The sequence below is a fragment of the Clostridium sp. AF50-3 genome (genome assembly GCF_003477445.1).
GTDB classification, from domain to species: domain Bacteria; phylum Bacillota; class Clostridia; order Lachnospirales; family Lachnospiraceae; genus Otoolea; species Otoolea fessa.
The window spans coordinates 280,496-297,808 of the sequence record NZ_QUDH01000002.1; the positions used below are offsets into that span (position 1 = coordinate 280,496).

Sequence of the window (17,313 nt, forward strand, 5' to 3'; positions counted from 1 at the left end):
TTTTCCTCCTATTTTTTGTTTTTGCCAAACATATTTGCAAGACTCTCCGTATACGGTGGTCTGCAGATTCCTTTTTCCGTTACAATTCCGGCGATCAGCGTGTGATCGGTTACATCAAATGCCGGATTATAACATTTGACACCCTCCGGTGCCATCGGTTTTTCATAAAATTTGCTTTTGATCTCTTCCGGACTTCGAAGTTCGATCTGGATATCATCGCCAGTTGCACAGTCAAGATCGATGGTTGAACTCGGTCCTAATACATAGAACGGAATTCCGTAATGTTTTGCAAGGATTGCAACACCACTGGTTCCAATCTTATTGGCCGCATCACCGTTGGCAGCGATACGATCACAGCCTACGAAGCAGGCCTGGATCCAGCCGTTTTTCATTACAATGCTGGCCATGTTATCACAAATCAATGTTACATCGATTCCTGCCTGATCTAACTCATATGAGGTAAGTCTTGCTCCCTGAAGAAGCGGCCTTGTCTCATCTGCAAATACATGGAAATTCATGCCCTGCTCTTTTCCAAGGAAGAGAGGTCCTAAGGCAGTTCCATAGCGGGAGGTGGCTAAGGGTCCGGCATTGCAATGTGTCAGAATTCCGTCTCCGTCCTTAATAAGGCTTAAACCATATTCAGAAATCGCTCTGCACATCTGGCTGTCCTCTTCCTGAATATCCATGCACTCTTTCTTCAGATATCCAAGAATCTCTGGTACAGAAGCATCGCTGTGGCTTGTCACTACCTGCTCCATGCGGTTTAATGCCCAGCTCAGGTTCACTGCAGTTGGACGGGAAGAGTTCAGATAATCCTTATACTCTCTGAATTTCTTTAAAAACTCATCGTAATCCCCGGTTTCAATCGTTCCGGCCAGAACATACATTCCAAATGCCGCACAAATTACGATTGCCGGTGCTCCCCGGACTTTCAATTCAAAAATGGCATCATACAGATCCTTCGCCGTTCCAAGGGTCAGGTATTCGGTAACCGTTGGAAGCTTAGTCTGATCAATGATGGTCACAGCTTTGCCGTCTTCATGCAAGTACACATTTTTGATTGCTTCTGACTGATTGTCCACTTTATCATCTCCTTTGTTTTTTATTCATCACTCAGATCATTTTACCGATTCGAACTATGGATTCCGTAATCAGCTGTTTAAATAACGGTGCAACACGGTCAGCTGTTTCCTTCACTTCCTCCGCACTCAAAGGCTGATCAGTCATTCCGCATCCCAGATTGGAAATGCAGGAAATACCGCAGACCTTCATGCCCATATGATTGGCAGCTATGGCCTCGCATGCGGTGCTCATTCCTACTGCATCTCCTCCAAGTATCCGGCACATTTTTACTTCATGGGGAGTTTCAAAATTCGGACCGGACAGCTGGATATAGGTTCCCTCCTGAAGCGGAATCTGAAGGTCTGCAGCAGCACCCCGGATGATCTCACAAAGGTCCTTACGGTAAATCTCAGACATATCGCTGAAACGCTCTCCCAGCATCTCCTCATTGGGTCCGATGAGAGGAGACGGTACAAAATTACTGATCTGGTCGGTGATCATCATAAAATCACCGGCTTTGTAATCATAATTCACACTGCCGGAAGCATTGGTCAGAAACAAGACCCGGGCCCCCATCATCTTCATGAGACGGGTGGGAAGAACTACATCCTCCATGGAATATCCTTCATAGTAGTGGACACGTCCCTGCATGATTACGACCGGGACATCTCCTACGTATCCAAAGACAAATCTGCCCTTATGTCCGCTGACTGTGGACACAGGAAAACCCTCAATATCATGATAATCCAAAACAGCTTCTACCCGAATGGTATCTGCATAATCACCGAGTCCGGATCCCAGCACCAGTGCCACCTCCGGCTTAAAATTAATTTTGTCTTTAAAGCACTGATAGCATTTTAATAATCGTTCATACGCCTTTGTCATATCAGACCTCCTCGTATTCTTTGATCACAACCGGATGTCCTGAACAGAGTGCAAGATGATAGATCTTTGCAGCATCCTCCACATAAACACTGTTTGTATATGCTTCCGGTAATGTTCCGCCGATAGCCACGACACCGTGATTGGCCATCAGACAGGCATTTTTCCGTTCCAGGATTGGAACTGCATTCAGACCAACCTCTGCACTTCCCTGCTGTGCATAAGGACTTACCTCCAGTTTCCCTTTTAAGAAAGGAATCATTTCAATCAGTACAACTGGAATTTCCTGATGGTTTACCGCAAAACTGCTTGCATAAGGAGAATGTGTATGCACCACCGCATTAGCATGGGACAGGTGACGGTAAATCTCAGCATGCATTTTCCACTCGGAAGATGGCTTGTGTCTTCCTTCGACCAGATTGCCATCCAGATCAATCACTACGATATCCTCTTCCGCCATCAAACTGTAATCATAGGAGCTGGGAGTAATTACGATCCACTGCTTCTCACGAAAGTAAGCACTGATATTGCCGCTTGTTCCGGCCATCAGCTTTTCATCATAGGCCTTTTTCGCTGTCATCAGCACATTTTGTTTCAGTTCCTTCAAATCTGTCATAATCTTATCGCTCATCTCCTTTGGTTTTTGATTTTCTTTCCGCTTTCCCTTCCAGGACAGGGATCTGATGTGCCTGGAACCATTCCCATAGGTCCGGATTGGTTTTTCGGATGGAATGATCCACAACCACCTGACTGAGCTGCTCCAACTCTCCGATCACATACACCTCGTTGCGTCCGATCTTCGTATTGTCCACCACCAGGATCTTATGTTTCGCCTGCTTTAATACCTGACGACGGATATCTGCTTCTTCACGGGTGGAATCTGTAATACCTGCCTCCAGACTGCAGCCGGCACTGCTGACAAATGCATAATTGATAAAGCAGGTTTTCATCTGTTCCAGTACGGTCTGTCCTTCAAACGCTTCCCGATCGCGATTCAGCTCACCGCCAAATAAAATAAGACGAATCTGCGGATTCACATCAATCTCCTTTGCCACTGCCAGAGAATTGGTCATGACGGTCAGCTTGCCGGGAAAATCCGCTAATTGCTTTGCAATATGAAGAGCCGTGGTACTGCAATCCAGAAAAATGGAACTCTTTTCGTGAATCCATTGCATGCAGAGAGATGCAAGAAGCTTTTTCTCTTCCTGCATCACCTTGCTGCGAACCGAGATGGGAGTTTCATTGCCAAAACCTTCGTTTAAGTAGGCACCTCCGTGAACACGGTTTAATTTCTCCTGTTTTTCCAGTTTTTCCAGATCCTTTCGAACCGTTTCTTCCGTAACTCCCATTTCACGGCTCAGATCCGTCACCATGACTACTTTATTCTTCTCCAGCATGGACAAGATGTATTCTGCACGTTCGATTGCATGCATATTACTGATAGTCCTCACCTTCCAGGTAATTATAGAAAGCGGTATTGCAGAAGCGTTCAACCGGTACTACTTCCAGGCCGTCGGAGATTTCCGTCAGTTTTTCAACAACCTCATCTTTATCTTCCGGTAAGGTAAATGGATGAATGGAATACGTATCGTTCGTGATTACGCAATCATAGATCTGATGATAATCAGTCTCCGGCATATCTGTTCTGGTTGAAGAATAAAGCGGCTGCCACCAGGATGCATAGATCAGGCCCTTTGCTTCTTCATTTCCTTCATTTTTCTTTGCGTACGTCTTGATTACTTCGTCAAAACGATTCATATCCTCAAGATTGTCGAACTCAAGCTCAAGGTCATATTCTACTGCATATACCAGTGCAAGATCTTCATATTCTTTTACTTCGTAGGTTGGAGTAGCCTCCGGGATCGGACCCCACTCCGGCAGATACTGGTAAATACTAATCTTAGGCTCAAGCTGAACCTTTGCTGTGATATTCTCGCTGTTCAGGAGCCCCATCAGCTGATGTACATGTTTGATATCAGAATGACCGTACTGTAAGGTCAGTTCCGGTAAAAAGCGGGCACTGTATGCAGCAGATTTTAATCCATATCCGGTGGTTACCTTGTTCTGTACAGCTTCTTTTCCGATCTCTGCCAGTTTGCTGTCATCAAATAAGATAAAGGAATTCCATGCCTGGTCCAGTTTCGCGTAAATGTCTGGATCATTTGACATGCCAAGGTAGTTTCTTGCGTCTCCATTTGCATTGGCAATTGCCATCAGAAGACTGATTTCATCCTCAGCTGTAAAGGCATCTTCTGCAACGACTTTTTTCGCAGTTTCGGAAGTGATGAGGCTGGTATCCAGAGCAGCAGCAACGTATCTGGCATATTCATTCGTCTCATCCATCTTTACCCCATATTGTTCAAGACGATCTTTAATCTTATCTTCCGGATAGCTAAGAGCAAGCTCTTCATAATCAGCAGCAGCCACAGCAGCTTTCACAGCAGAAAACCAGGTCATGTCCCCCTCGACAGCCGGTGCCTCATCTCCTGCTACCTTTTTCAGGTCAGCGGAAAAAGCAGCACTGTCCGGATCTTCTTTGATCTGTACATCGAAAAACTCTGCCAGGTATTCTGCCTCATGGGCATCAGCCTCTTTGGTTTCTTCCTGAGCTGCTTCTGTCTCCTGAGCAGCAGAAGTCTCAGCCGGTTTGGTCTCTGCGCCGGTCGGTGCTGCATCCTTTGCACCACAGCCCCCTACCATCGCGGTTGCGGCCATAGCAGCCATCATTACTGCAAGTTTTTTTCTCATCTCTTCTTCTCCTCTTATATGTATTTATTAGTTTTGCTACTAACTAGCAGCTGATTTATTTACATACATTATAAGCACCTTTTATAGGAAAAGCAAGTACTAATCTTTCTTTTTCTTTGTTTTTCTGTTTTTTGTTTTGTTTTTTCACCATAGGATGAGGTTTTCTATGTCACAAAAAGATCCCCCGAAAAATCGAAGGGATCTTTCTAGGAGAGCTGAATTGGAATCCGAGCTTCCAGTTTGCAAGTTTAAGTTCTGATTTAGCTAATCACTTGCAAAAGTAAATTCTGGCAAATCAAAATATCATGATTTTTATGGACGTTAGTTTTGCAAAGTTCTTCAAAACTGGAATTTACTATTAGAAACAAGCTGTTTTATGCTTCATATGCTGATATACCCTTGAATAATGTACTGTTTCACTTCAAATACGTGACCGCAGCAACAACACTTAAGCTTTCGCATAACAACAATTCCCGGCTCGCCCAGAAATAACTCCAAGGATGATTTTCCCTCACTGGCTGCCACATACGCATCCATCTTCGCCTGTTCCTCATCCGTCAGCTGAATATGCCACCAATTATGTTCCTCATGGCACTTGGGACACGGCTGGTTGATTTTGTAAAGTCTTCCCATAGTCTGATCTCCTTTCGATTTTTTCTGCCCAACTATATCATCATCGAATTCGAATTTCCAATTAGCGGTTTCTGCGGATAACGTTTTGAGTCAAATTTTCGCTCAGACGTTCCTGCCTGAAATCATAAAGCGCTTTATCATAATTCCGGTTTTGGAATTCTTGTGACCCAATCCATTCCGTGTTTATAACCCACTTCAGTACACTATTTTTGAAATTTCCAAAATGGAGCGATTTTAAAAAGTAAGTTTTGAGTTAGGTTTTGAACTCTTTCAGACCGAAATCCTTCTTACCATGAAAAATGGCTACGGAATTGCTTCCGCAGCCGTTGTGCCTGAAAACCGTACCTTGGCACCGTGATCCCTCACAGGTTTTTTACAGGGTGATTTGAAAATCTGCATGATATGCTTTTCCAAAGCCGTCTCCATGAACCGAAACACATAACCCGATAACAAATAACCGATAAGCGATGACAATGAACCGTAACCACTTGTAATTTTTTTGTTAGAAGTATGCCCTGTACGGAAATTCTACTTAGATATCCACCTCAAACAGCACCGTCTGATTATAACGATCCAGTGCAATCTGCATTTCCATGATCGTATTGGAGATGCGGTCATATTCCTGCCGGATCAGTTCCGGATCGTAGTTGATATACTTATACTCCGGTGCCGAACCAGAAGAACCGAAGGAGTTGCCATAGACTCGCGTTTTTGGAAGTCTCTTGCGCATATCGTCAAGCACCGTCTTTCTCTTGTTGAGCTGCGCCATCCGGATCAGGATGCCGTCAATGCTCATTTTCTGAGCGCCGACCTGCACTTTTGCGGTGGCATTGGTCAGATTCAATGTGTGCTTAATAGTAAGGATCTTCCTGTCAATCTCATCAATCGTATTCGCAACAGTCATGTAATCATATTCCGGAACGACTGGTTCCTCGTTGACCGCAGCCACGTAAGTACTGGATGTCGATTCCTTGTTTACCCAGAATGCCTTGTCTTCTTCCAGGCTTCTCAGCATCTTATTTGCATAAGCCGATGTAATTTTCTGCATGATTTTCGCCTCCCACAATGTTCTTATCAATATAAATAAAAATGATCTCAGTCCCACAGCTCCCAGAGATATCTGGTAAAAAGCTTCATTCCTTCTTTCATACACCGATCTCGGTATGCTGCCAGTTCCTTCTCCGCTGCAAACCATTGGTCCAATATTTCCTTGTATTCCGGCACATCGGACATGGTATGCACACAGTAATAACCTTTATCTTTTTCCTGCTCTTTTTCTTCTTCGGTTTTCAGCTTTTCACCAAACATCCCGTATTTCCGGGTGAAAGCCTCTCTTGCCTGATCATATGCTTCTTCATATGGATTTTTCCGGTGACAGGTTTCCTCGTTTGCCTCCCGAAATAGAAATTCCATATGTTCTAGGATCCGGTTCCATTTCCGCACATTCTCTTCTTCGGTTCCTGTGAAAGATCCCGGATATCCATGACCGTTGATACGTAGATCGTTGAGCATATTGGGGATGATAACAAGAAACCACTGGTCAATCGCCCAGGCATCACGGTAGCAGTATCCGTAACGCAATCTCTGACAGATGCAGATGATATCTTCTTTCCAACGTTTTATCCATCCCAAGGGGAAAACGTGAATCGGTCCGTAAGTAAGAAAAACAGGATATTCCGGTTTGCGCATCTTACTTTTCCGTTTCTTTCGCAGAATATCATTTAACATAAATTTATGTTCCGATTCCATGTTTCACCGTCCTCTCCTCTATCATTTGTTTCTGATCCGATTGTAAATCATACGGCAACGGATGTCATTCAACCATCGGTTTAAAATTCCCCATAAACGAGGAATATCCCCGTCAATGACGAGGATATCTTCAATCGTAGTATGCAATAATCTACTTAAAATAATGAAGTTGTCGATGCTGGGTAACGATTTACCGGACAGCCATTTGTAAATGGCCTGCGGATTTTCAAACCCGAAAGCTCCCTGGATTTCCCGAATCGTATACCCTTGTTCCAAAAGCAGTCTTCTTATGCGTTCCCCTGTCTCTTCCGGCTGGATTGACAAATACATTGGTTCCATACTTTGCACCTCCATGATTCAGGACCGTGTTTCTTGATAACGTAAATATTCTACCACGGAAAGGACAGACCCACCAGTACCAATCATACTATAGCAGTAGGGAATGTAGGGTTTTTCCTACCACTATTATATGATCTTTTAAAAAAATATCAATATATATACTTATTGCTTTGATACAACACTTCTCAATAAACAAATTGCGTTCGTTGCAATTAGCGTATTCCAACCTTGTAACTCGTTTTATTTCACTATTTTTGAAATTTACAAAATGGAGCGCTTTTAAAAAGTAAGTTTTGAGTTGAAAGGAAAACACTTTATCAGCCTTGTTCGCGATAGATGGGAAAACACAGATTTCAAGTTTTTCTCTCTTATTCGCGATAAAAGGGAAAAACCATTTACAGGTTTTTCCCTTTCTGTTCGTGATATAAAAGGAATGAAACAAAAATCTATTACAATTCCTCCATATTCTCAACTACTTTTCCGTCTCTCCAGATGCGCTCCAGATCATAAAACAGTCTGTCATCGCGGGAGAAAATGTGTACGATCAGATCGCCGTAATCCATCAGGATCCATCCGGCAGTCTGATAGCCCTCGATCTGACGGCACTCATGACCGGCTTTGCCGAGTTCTTCCTCTACATTATCTGCCATTGCCTTTACCTGGCTGGCGTTGCTTCCGTCTGCGATGACAAAGTAATCAGCCAGTACAGATACTCCATGAATATCAATGACGCGAATATCTTCGCCTTTTTTATCTTCCAGCGCCTTTACGGCAAGTTTGGTCAGCTCTTTTGCTTCCACGGGGATTATCCTCCTCATTATTTTATTTAAATCCTGTTAATGTGTCTATTGATGAACATGACGTTCATGATAGTATTCCCAGGTCTGTTCGGTTGTATCATCCTCTGCCATGCCCGTTTCCTTTAAATAATTGCGGGTGCTGTCCAGAATCTGATACAGCGCTTCGTCCAGATCTTCAAATGCAAGACGGCGGAGCTTCGGCAGATTTGGCGCCTTATCACGGCGCGGTTCGATGTAATCGGCTACGTACAGGATCTTGTCTAACAGGGACATCGCCGGTTTTCCGGTCGTATGGCAGGCGATTGCAGATAAGACCTCTGGATCGGTAATACCATACTTGTGTTCTGCCATCCATGCGCCTAATTTTGCATGAATCACAGCCGGAGCCCGCAGTTCACCTTCAGTCAGTTCAATGCCATGCTCCTGGCATTTGCAGATGATAGTCGCATCATCATAGCGCTTTGCACAGTCATGGAGAAGTCCAGCCATCTCCGCCTGATCCAGATTGGCACTGTAACGCATTGCCAGAGCCATACATGTGTATGAAACACCCAGCGTATGTTCATAGCGCATCGGGTTCAATTTCTTTTTCAAATGCTTCCGTATCTCTGTAATTCTTTCGTCCATTACACATTTACCTCCTGATACAAGCCGTGCTGTTCGATATATTGACAGACTTCCTTCGGCACCAGGGAACGAACGTCTGCTGCGTGTCCTGCTCGGAAAGCCGCGCGGATCTCCGCCGAAGCAACATCCATTTCACGGCAGTGAAGACGCAGAATATGCGCCTGATATTTCTGGTTTAAATAGGAAATCTGCTCATCCAGCGAACGATCCGCCTCCTCATGCTCTCTTGCTGCCGCCAAAAATGTGACGGCTGGAAGAACATATTCGGGATGATACCATTTTTCAATGTCCATAATTGAGTCTGCGCCCGCGATAAAGAAAAATTCAACATCCGGATATTCTTCTTTCAATAAGCGAAGCGTGTCTGCTGTGTAGGTATTTCCGCCGGTTCTGCGAAGTTCAAAATCAGACAGCTTAAAATAAGGATACGGCGCGATCGCAGCTGCAGTCATTGCCAAACGGTCCTTTGCCGCTGTGATCGTATGATCCTTTTTATGCGGCGGGATCCTGGAGGGCATATACCAGATGCAGTCAAGATCATATTCTTCATACGCCTGTCTTCCCAACATGATATGTCCATTATGGATCGGGTCAAATGTTCCCCCCATAATACCGATCTTTTTCATCGTCATCCGTATCCTTTCTGTCAGAGATTCATTCGCAGAATGCAGCTCCTTTATTTTGGCAGAACGATCTTACGTTTCTTCTCGTCCTTTGCCTCTTTATAAAGAACAATTTTCTTGCCGATTACCTGTACTACCTGTGCGTGGGTACGCTCGGCCAGAACGGCTGCCAGCTCATTGCCGTCATCGACGCAGTTCTTCAGAATATTCAGTTTAATTAACTCGCGAGCCTCCAGCGCCTCTGCCACAGCAGCGGTCAGTTCCGGTGTCAGGCTGGATTTGCCGATCTGGAAGATCGGATCCATGGTCATCGCGAGACCTTTTAAATAAGCTCTCTGTTTGCTTGTCATAAAATCTATCTCCTGTTAAAATTCAAACTCAGATCCAGTGTGGATTTCTGAGTTTGAAATATTGTAAATGTGTAACTATTCAGTAGGTCTGCGCATTTACTGCGCTGACCGTACGAAAACATGGACCAGCAGGCAAAAATCCCATTGCCGTAGGCAATTTTTAATGGATTTTTGTGCGTGACTGTGAAGGTACTGAACAGTTACGTAAATGTCAATTATTTATAGTAATCAAATTCAAGACCATACATACGAACTGTATCGCCCTCTTCGATGCCAGCCTCTTCCAGCTCAGCCAGAATACCGCTGTCCTTTAAGAATTTCTGGAAGAACTGGAAGCCCTTCTCAGAATCAAGGTTTGTGTAACCAAGCATCTTCTCGATCTTCGGTCCTTCTACCACATAAATACCATCTTCATTGCGTTCCACGGTATACGGAAGATTCTCGCCCTGATACTGGTACTCAAATTCTTTTTCGAAAATAACTGGCTTGCGGTCAACCGTTTTCAGCAGATCATTTACATGGTAAAGGAGCTCTTTTACACCCTGTCCGGTAACTGCAGAAATGGCAAATACCTGGATGCCTTCCGGCTCAAATTCGCGTTTTAAGCGCTCTACCGGGTCTTCCCAGTCCTCTTCGCCGGTATTGTAAATCGAATCTACCTTGTTGGCAGCAATCACCTGCGGACGCTCTAAAAGCGACGGATTATATGCTTTTAACTCCGCATTGATGGTACGGATATCTTCAACCGGATCACGTCCCTCGACGGATGCCGCATCCACAACATGCACGAGAACCTTGGTTCTCTCGATATGGCGCAGGAAATCATGTCCCAGACCGATTCCCTGGGATGCACCCTCGATGAGCCCCGGAATATCTGCCATGACAAAGCCTTGTCCATCCTGCAGATCAACCACGCCAAGATGCGGGTTCAGCGTCGTGAAATGGTAATTGGCAATCTTCGGACGTGCATTGGAAACGCGTGAAAGCAAGGTCGATTTACCGACGTTCGGGAAACCAACCAGACCAACATCTGCGATTACCTTTAATTCCAGCTGTACCCAGAGTTCCTGTGCCGGCTGTCCCGGCTGTGCATACTTCGGAACCTGCATCGTCGAGGTCGCAAAGTGCATATTTCCAAGACCGCCCTTGCCACCTTTTAAAATCACTTCTCGGCGGTTCTCGCCGGACATATCCGCGATTACCTTACCGGATTCAAAATCCTTGATAACGGTTCCTTCCGGAACCTTGACAATCAGATCCTCGCCGTCTGCTCCGTGACAGCGGCGTTTTCCGCCCTGCTCTCCGTCGCCAGCCACATATTTGCGGACATGACGGAAATCGGTCAGGGTATTCAGTCCGTCGTCCACTTCAAAAATGACATCGCCGCCGCGACCGCCATCGCCGCCGTCCGGACCGCCAGCAGCTACGAAAAGTTCCCGGCGGAAGCTGACATGACCGTCGCCGCCTTTTCCGGATCTGATATAAATTTTTGCACTGTCGGCAAACATAAATACCTCCTTTTGATCTGAAAGAAGCTCCATACAATCCGTATGGAGCTTCTTTATAATTATTCGTTAATTGTTCTCGGGTAAACAGAAACCTGCTTTTTGTCTCTGCCCTTTCTTTCAAACTTTACGACGCCGTCAACCATAGCGAATAATGTATCATCTCCACCGCGTCCTACGTTCACACCTGGATGAATCTTGGTTCCGCGCTGTCTGTAAAGAATGTTGCCAGCTAATACGAACTGTCCGTCTGCTCTCTTCGCACCAAGTCTCTTGGACTCAGAATCACGACCGTTCTTTGTGGAACCAACACCTTTTTTATGAGCGAATAACTGAAGGTTCATTTTAAACATGCGTTACACCTCCCTGAATCGAATTTTAATGTATTTATCTCCATAACTCTCCGCGATATCGGTAAGTCCAAGTATCAGCGAATCCATCAGGAGTTTTGATTCCGCACTTACAGTACCGGTAAAATGAAAAATAAACTGACCTGTCTTTTCATCCACACTGCCCTTAAAACCGTCATCGGTAAATTTCTCCACCGAATTAGCCATATTGACAGTCAGAACGGATACAGCCGCACAGACAATATCTTTGCCGTACTCATCATATCCAGCATGTCCCTTTACTTCCACTCCCGTGGTACATCCTTTGGAATCGGAGTATACGTCTACTTGAATCATTTCAATTAAGCGTTGATCTTTTCGATCTTAACTTCTGTAAAGAGCTGTCTGTGACCATTTTTCTTATGGTAGCCAGTTTTTCTCTTATACTTGTAAACGATAACTTTTTTGCCTTTGCCTTCTTTAACAACTGTTGCGGATACAGTAGCACCCTCAACGGTCGGGCATCCGATCTTCATCTCACCGTTGTTAACAGCCAGAACCTGATCGAAAGTAACAGCTTCACCTGCAGCAGCACCGAGTCTCTCAACTTTGATTACATCGCCCTCGGCAACCTTATACTGCTTACCACCTGTTGCAATAATCGCGTACATCTGATGGCACCTCCTATTATCATTACTCGCCAGCTATGGCGGCTTGCGCACTTTTAGCCTCGCTGTGCGGCACACTTAGATATTCTATCATCCGAATATGGATCTGTCAACGGTTTTTTCTTGAATTTGGGAGAAAAATTCAAACCAGTGTTACGGATAAAGCTGCTTTTTCCAAGTCCTCATAAGTACCACCAAATTGTTCAAGGGCTTGTTCCTTTGTTAGTATGCCTTTTTCAATCAGGTTTAAAAGTATTTTAGCCTCACCAACCTTCTCCCCTTCTGCAAACTCCGCCTTCCGTATCAATTCCGTTTCCCTCTTCTCGTCATACTCAAAAATACACACCTCTATCGCCTCCGCTCGATTCTTCCTCAGAAACTCTGCCAATATATTTTCATCAATACATTCCGTCACAGCCTTTTCAGCTGCCTGATTGATATCTTTGTATTCAATCGCATACCGCCGTATTTTATGAACCAACAGCATATACTCTTTCAACAACCGGCAGGTTTCCAGGATCTCCAGATTTTTATCCAGATTGATATTTAAAACCTTCACAAGCAATTCCAGCTCAGGATGTTCTGTCTTCTGCATGAACGAATGTGACAATTTAAGCAGACCCTCCGCCTCCCGCTCTTTTTCTCCATTGTAGAATACTACAAAATGCGGTGTCGGCAGTTCCACCAATGCCGATGCGTACAAGGTCTGGTTCCGGACCAGCATCTGGTACTCTTTCGCCACGTAGAACAGAAAACGCAGTGGCATATTCGGATTCCATGTCGATTGATGTTCATATAAGTTTAACTGCATATCCAGCAAAAATGCCTGATCGTTTTTCATATTCATATATACAGCATTTTTCAGCGTCACAATCTCCAATTTTTTCGGATCTGTATAATGCGAATGATTCACTGCATTGTACAGACTCAGCAGATTCTCCCTTGTGCTGAACAGCATCCGGAACAGCGTGTCCTTGTGATTTCTCCGCACCCTCATTAAATTCCCCATAATTCTCCCCTTTCTGACAGGAGAATCTGGCTTTTCTGAGAATCTCCTGCTCTTTCGTATTGCCAAGTTGGATAAGCATAAGATTTCTCAGATTAATAATTAGAATATAAGATTGCTTGAATTGCAGATAAAGAAATATATATGCTTGATGAGTTAAATGTAACATATCTGGTTCGGATATGCAAGTAAGAATTTTGCAACTATTTATTCTGTAAATACGCCCAAACATATAACGGGTGTATTTCCTGTATGTGAAATGATACATACAATATAGCTAAAAGCGATTCTATATATTTGTGCAAAAATAAGGAAATATTTTTCAAAACCATATTATGCATAAACATATTTGTATACACTTGGAGATTTTAAACCTGGTAGCGGGGGAAGGGGAAAATAGCAACTATCTTTAATCCAGTTCCATTAAATGATTGATATAAAATTTCATCTAAAAAAACATAATCTAGTTCGTTATCAATGTCTGCAACAAAAAAATGTTCCTGGTTGATGGGTATTTCTGTCGCTGCTCTGGTTAGTGGCTGCTCCGTTTCCTCTGCTGCGAATACATTGTTTATAGGCTGCATATTGGATAACGCTTTTTGTGACAATGTTTCATTTGCGCTGACGCTTCTATTTTTACTGGTATGACTGGTAATAAGGTACATGAGAGTGAATCCACCAAAACAAATCATAAACGACTGCCATCTGAAAAAGTTTACATGAAAATTCCGATTAAAAAATAGATTCAAACACACCCCAGCAAACGCACCACCCAGACCAAACAGAAATGCTTTGTTTGAGAGCGAAAAATCAAGCGGAATTGTATCCGTTTTTTCGTTAGCTTTTTAGCACAAAAATATCCGATTCCATAGAAGTCTAAAAAATATAAAATATCCAGTATGAAGCTCATCCTGTTTCCATAATAAATTTTATAATAGAAATAATGAAATGGATTCCATTTAACAGAAAAATTAATATTGACTTACCAGTCATGAAAGTAAACAGGCAATTTGCACTATTATATAAGGGCAATTTGCCTGTTTAAAGGATTGTCTTTATTTCATAATCACTCTACACTGCTTCTTATGACAGCAAACTTTTTCCCAATCTCCACTAGAACCCTGGACGTCTTCTCCAATGACGCCACCGGAATAAATTCATATTTTCCATGATAGTTATATCCGCCGGTGCAGAGATTCGGGCACGGGAGCCCCATATAGGAAAGGCGGGCGCCGTCTGTGCCGCCGCGGATCGGAACAACCTTCGGTTTGATTCCGCATGCCAGCATGGCGTCTTTGGCTGTATCAATGAGATACATGCAAGGCTCTATCTTCTCTTTCATGTTGTAATAGCTGTCGGTTATCTCCACCGTCACGGTGCCTGCACCGTATTTACGGCTCAGAAAATCGGCTGCTTCTGCGAAAAATTTCTTTTTCTGTTCAAATTTTTCATGGTCGTGATCGCGGATGATGTAATTTAACTGCGCCTCTTCTACATTTCCGCTCATTTCATCCAGATGATAGAATCCCTCGTAACCCTCTGTGTACATCGGATTTTCGAAGACCGGCAGCAGGCTCTGAAATTCCATGCCGATGAGAATGGCATTTTTCATCTTGAGCTTCGCATCTCCCGGATGGATGCTGGCTCCCTGAATCCGGACTTTGCCGGAAGCGGCGTTGAAATTTTCATATTCGATCTCGCCGATCGGACCGCCGTCTACCGTATAAGCAACCGCTGCACCGAAGTCTTTCACATCGAAACGATCCGCGCCGCGTCCGATCTCCTCGTCCGGCGTAAATCCAATGCAGATCTCGCCGTGCGGGATCTCCGGGTGGCTCAGGAAATATTCTGCCATCGTCATGATCTCCGCCACGCCTGCCTTATCGTCGGCGCCCAGAAGCGTGGTTCCGTCGGTTACGATCAGATCCTGACCTTTTAAGTCGGCTAAAAACGGAAATTCTGAAACTTTCATGACAATTTGTTTTTCTGCATTTAATACGATATCTTTGCCGTCATATGCCTGGACGATGCGCGGCTTTACGTTTGTTCCGGTTAAGGACGGCGCGGTGTCCATGTGGGAAATGAAGCCAAGTGCCGGGATGGTGTTTTTTTGTCCAACGCCGGATGCACCGTGAGCAGACGCAGTGCTGAAAGAAGCTTCCGCTTCTTGCGGTGCAGAGGTACTGCCTGTATTATCCGGAATGCGTGCAAACAAGTATCCGTACTCGCTCATCCGCACATCGGATGCACCCATTTCTTCCAGCTCGCGTTTCAGCTCATTGGCTAACAGAAGCTGTTTTTTTGTGCTCGGGCAGGTGTCATATGCCTCGTCTGACTGCGTATCATATGATACATATTTCAAAAAACGTTCTACGGCTGTTGTCATGAAAAATCATCCTCTCTTTCTCCTAAATCCCGGCTCAGCGGTTCCAGATAATGGACTAATATATCCCGGTGGCTTTTGATGCGCCACGTTTTATCCATTTCCTCATATGTAAAACTCTTCCGTCCGCCCTGCTGCATCCGCTCCCAGTATGCGTCCAGATGGAAAAATGGCAGGTAGTAAAGTTCATCCCTCTGTGAAAAATATATAATTAAGAAAGCAATCCCGCCCTGCTCTTCAAATTCCCGCATAAATGCGACCTGATGCGGATGGACGTTCTGCAGTGGAAATGTATCTGCCGCGCATTCTTTCGCATCAAAGCAGACCGGGACGCCCTGAATCGCGCCGATGTAATCGACGGTACTCTTCTGGTCGAAATACGCCAGCGTGATATGGCGGCTGGTTTTATCGATCGAGACGGGCGTGATCGGCGTCGGGATTTTCTGGATCAATGCCAGCTTTTTCTCACGGTAAAGATCGTTTGTGTGGTTTATCATATCCTCCAGGGTTGAACCACGAAGTCCCCGGCTGTTCCAAGTCCCCATGTTGTTGCTCCTCCACTTATTTTTTTGATTTTTCGCACAATTTAAAATTTACGGGCGATGATTGGCTGGGCGTTTTGGAGCTGATTTCATCATCGTTTCCATCCGCTTCATCTCCGCTGGCATAGGCGCGGTAAATTCTTTGCCCGCCAGATATGAAAGCGGCTCGGAGATCGTTTCCGGCATTACCAGCCGCCACGCATGAAGCATCTGTGAACGGACGCCGAAGCGTTTCTTCACTTCCTCATTGACCCGGGGATCACCGTACTTCGGATCCCCGGCGATCGGGTGTCCGATGGAAGCCAGGTGGGCGCGGATCTGGTGGGATCGTCCGGTGATCAGATGAACCTCCAGAAGGGTATATCCATTTCCAGATACCAGCGGTCTGTATGCAGTCCGGATCGGCAGACTTCCAGGGGTCTCCTCTTTTCGGATCGACACCTGATTCGTCTTTTCATTTTTCGTCAGCCATCCCTCGATGCGGGCTTCGCCTTTTACGATTCCCCGCACGACGCAGACATAATATTTTCCCAGACTCCGGTCCTTGATGACCTCGGACATGATCTGCAGTCCCGGCAGGGAACGTCCAGCTGCCACGATGCCGCTTGTGTTGCGGTCGAGGCGGTTGCAGACGGACGGACGGAAGCACGCCAGGTCCTCTTTCTTTAATTTGCCGGAATCCAGCAGATAGTCAATCAGGTATTCAACCAACGATTCATCCGTCTCTTTCGCTTTCTGAGACAGCATTCCAGATGGCTTATTGATCAGTAAAATATGTTCGTCCTCGTAGACGATATCGAGCTTTTTCTTTTGAACCTTCTGAATCTTCACTTCCGAAAATTTCTCGATCGTCTCCTCTGCCAGAAACAGCTTGATCTCATCGCCCTCGGTCAGATGTTCGGAACCGTCGCATTTTTTTCCGTTCAGGGTAATATTTTTCTTCCGCATCATTTTATAAATGAAGCTTTTTCCCGCCAGATTCAGATATTTTGCCAGCAGCTTGTCCAGGCGCTGCCCCGCCTCATTTTTAGATACTGTCAGCATCCGCATGGCTGCCGCCTCCCTTT

The 17,313-nt window shown here is 44.9% G+C and carries 22 protein-coding genes; all 22 read right to left on the reverse strand.

The features are described from left to right. Positions 1 to 8 precede the first annotated feature (8 nt). Positions 9 to 1,082 carry an S-methyl-5-thioribose-1-phosphate isomerase gene (mtnA, locus tag DW085_RS03780; RefSeq protein WP_243033914.1) on the reverse strand — a complete coding sequence of 358 codons (1,074 nt, stop codon included), beginning with the start codon at positions 1,080 to 1,082 and terminating at the stop codon, positions 9 to 11. 31 nt (positions 1,083 to 1,113) lie between these two features. After that, positions 1,114 to 1,947, reverse strand: a complete 834-nt coding sequence (locus tag DW085_RS03785) for a purine-nucleoside phosphorylase (protein WP_106999896.1) — start codon at positions 1,945 to 1,947, stop codon at positions 1,114 to 1,116. 1 nt (position 1,948) lies between these two features. Next, complete coding sequence (locus DW085_RS03790; protein WP_107000398.1) at positions 1,949 to 2,560, reverse strand: class II aldolase/adducin family protein; 612 nt, start codon at positions 2,558 to 2,560, stop codon at positions 1,949 to 1,951. Between the two features lie 4 nt (positions 2,561 to 2,564). Continuing rightward, on the reverse strand, positions 2,565 to 3,377 hold the full coding sequence (locus tag DW085_RS03795) for a DeoR/GlpR family DNA-binding transcription regulator (protein ID WP_118491412.1): 813 nt from the start codon (positions 3,375 to 3,377) through the stop codon (positions 2,565 to 2,567). Between the two features lies 1 nt (position 3,378). Beyond that, positions 3,379 to 4,692, reverse strand: a complete 1,314-nt coding sequence (locus tag DW085_RS03800) for a hypothetical protein (RefSeq protein ID WP_117795417.1) — start codon at positions 4,690 to 4,692, stop codon at positions 3,379 to 3,381. Positions 4,693 to 5,073: 381 nt separating this feature from the next. Then, on the reverse strand, positions 5,074 to 5,325 hold the full coding sequence (locus tag DW085_RS03805) for a hypothetical protein (RefSeq protein WP_118491414.1): 252 nt from the start codon (positions 5,323 to 5,325) through the stop codon (positions 5,074 to 5,076). Between the two features lie 532 nt (positions 5,326 to 5,857). Continuing rightward, positions 5,858 to 6,373 carry a hypothetical protein gene (locus tag DW085_RS03810; RefSeq protein ID WP_118491416.1) on the reverse strand — a complete coding sequence of 172 codons (516 nt, stop codon included), beginning with the start codon at positions 6,371 to 6,373 and terminating at the stop codon, positions 5,858 to 5,860. Positions 6,374 to 6,420: 47 nt separating this feature from the next. After that, positions 6,421 to 7,074, reverse strand: a complete 654-nt coding sequence (locus DW085_RS03815; protein WP_118467706.1) for a hypothetical protein — start codon at positions 7,072 to 7,074, stop codon at positions 6,421 to 6,423. Positions 7,075 to 7,095: 21 nt separating this feature from the next. Then, the gene (locus DW085_RS03820) at positions 7,096 to 7,413 is read right to left on the reverse strand and encodes a helix-turn-helix transcriptional regulator (RefSeq protein WP_106999901.1); all 318 of its coding nucleotides are present in this window, start codon (positions 7,411 to 7,413) and stop codon (positions 7,096 to 7,098) included. A gap of 449 nt (positions 7,414 to 7,862) precedes the next feature. Beyond that, positions 7,863 to 8,231 carry a ribosome silencing factor gene (gene rsfS, locus DW085_RS03830; protein ID WP_118491420.1) on the reverse strand — a complete coding sequence of 123 codons (369 nt, stop codon included), beginning with the start codon at positions 8,229 to 8,231 and terminating at the stop codon, positions 7,863 to 7,865. A 27-nt stretch (positions 8,232 to 8,258) separates the two neighbouring features. Then, positions 8,259 to 8,840, reverse strand: coding sequence for a bis(5'-nucleosyl)-tetraphosphatase (symmetrical) YqeK (yqeK, locus tag DW085_RS03835; RefSeq protein ID WP_118491422.1), 582 nt, complete (start codon positions 8,838 to 8,840; stop codon positions 8,259 to 8,261). After that, positions 8,840 to 9,466, reverse strand: coding sequence for a nicotinate-nucleotide adenylyltransferase (gene nadD / locus DW085_RS03840; protein WP_117795776.1), 627 nt, complete (start codon positions 9,464 to 9,466; stop codon positions 8,840 to 8,842). The genes yqeK and nadD overlap by 1 nt, the downstream gene beginning before the upstream one ends. Positions 9,467 to 9,516: 50 nt before the next feature. Further along, entirely contained in the window at positions 9,517 to 9,813 is a 297-nt protein-coding gene (gene yhbY / locus DW085_RS03845) for a ribosome assembly RNA-binding protein YhbY (RefSeq protein ID WP_022359431.1), read from the reverse strand. 215 nt (positions 9,814 to 10,028) lie between these two features. Further along, positions 10,029 to 11,321, reverse strand: coding sequence for a GTPase ObgE (gene obgE, locus DW085_RS03850; RefSeq protein WP_106999904.1), 1,293 nt, complete (start codon positions 11,319 to 11,321; stop codon positions 10,029 to 10,031). 59 nt (positions 11,322 to 11,380) lie between these two features. Beyond that, positions 11,381 to 11,671: a 50S ribosomal protein L27 gene (rpmA, locus tag DW085_RS03855; RefSeq protein ID WP_022359433.1), complete on the reverse strand. Its 291-nt coding sequence runs from the start codon at positions 11,669 to 11,671 to the stop codon at positions 11,381 to 11,383. 3 nt (positions 11,672 to 11,674) lie between these two features. After that, positions 11,675 to 12,004: a ribosomal-processing cysteine protease Prp gene (locus DW085_RS03860; RefSeq protein ID WP_022359434.1), complete on the reverse strand. Its 330-nt coding sequence runs from the start codon at positions 12,002 to 12,004 to the stop codon at positions 11,675 to 11,677. 5 nt (positions 12,005 to 12,009) lie between these two features. Further along, a complete protein-coding gene (rplU, locus tag DW085_RS03865; protein WP_106999905.1) occupies positions 12,010 to 12,318 on the reverse strand; it encodes a 50S ribosomal protein L21 in 309 nt (102 codons plus the stop codon). A 139-nt stretch (positions 12,319 to 12,457) separates the two neighbouring features. Next, entirely contained in the window at positions 12,458 to 13,324 is an 867-nt protein-coding gene (locus DW085_RS03870; protein WP_118491424.1) for a transposase, read from the reverse strand. A gap of 365 nt (positions 13,325 to 13,689) precedes the next feature. Next, positions 13,690 to 14,013 (reverse strand): hypothetical protein, encoded by a 324-nt coding sequence (locus tag DW085_RS03875; protein ID WP_147353924.1) that lies wholly within the window; start codon positions 14,011 to 14,013, stop codon positions 13,690 to 13,692. 374 nt (positions 14,014 to 14,387) lie between these two features. After that, entirely contained in the window at positions 14,388 to 15,707 is a 1,320-nt protein-coding gene (gene pepT / locus DW085_RS03880) for a peptidase T (RefSeq protein WP_118491428.1), read from the reverse strand. Then, a complete protein-coding gene (locus DW085_RS03885) occupies positions 15,704 to 16,249 on the reverse strand; it encodes a Holliday junction resolvase RecU (protein ID WP_022358599.1) in 546 nt (181 codons plus the stop codon). The genes pepT and DW085_RS03885 overlap by 4 nt, the downstream gene beginning before the upstream one ends. A 48-nt stretch (positions 16,250 to 16,297) precedes the next feature. Next, positions 16,298 to 17,296, reverse strand: coding sequence for an RluA family pseudouridine synthase (locus DW085_RS03890; protein ID WP_118491430.1), 999 nt, complete (start codon positions 17,294 to 17,296; stop codon positions 16,298 to 16,300). Positions 17,297 to 17,313 lie beyond the last annotated feature (17 nt).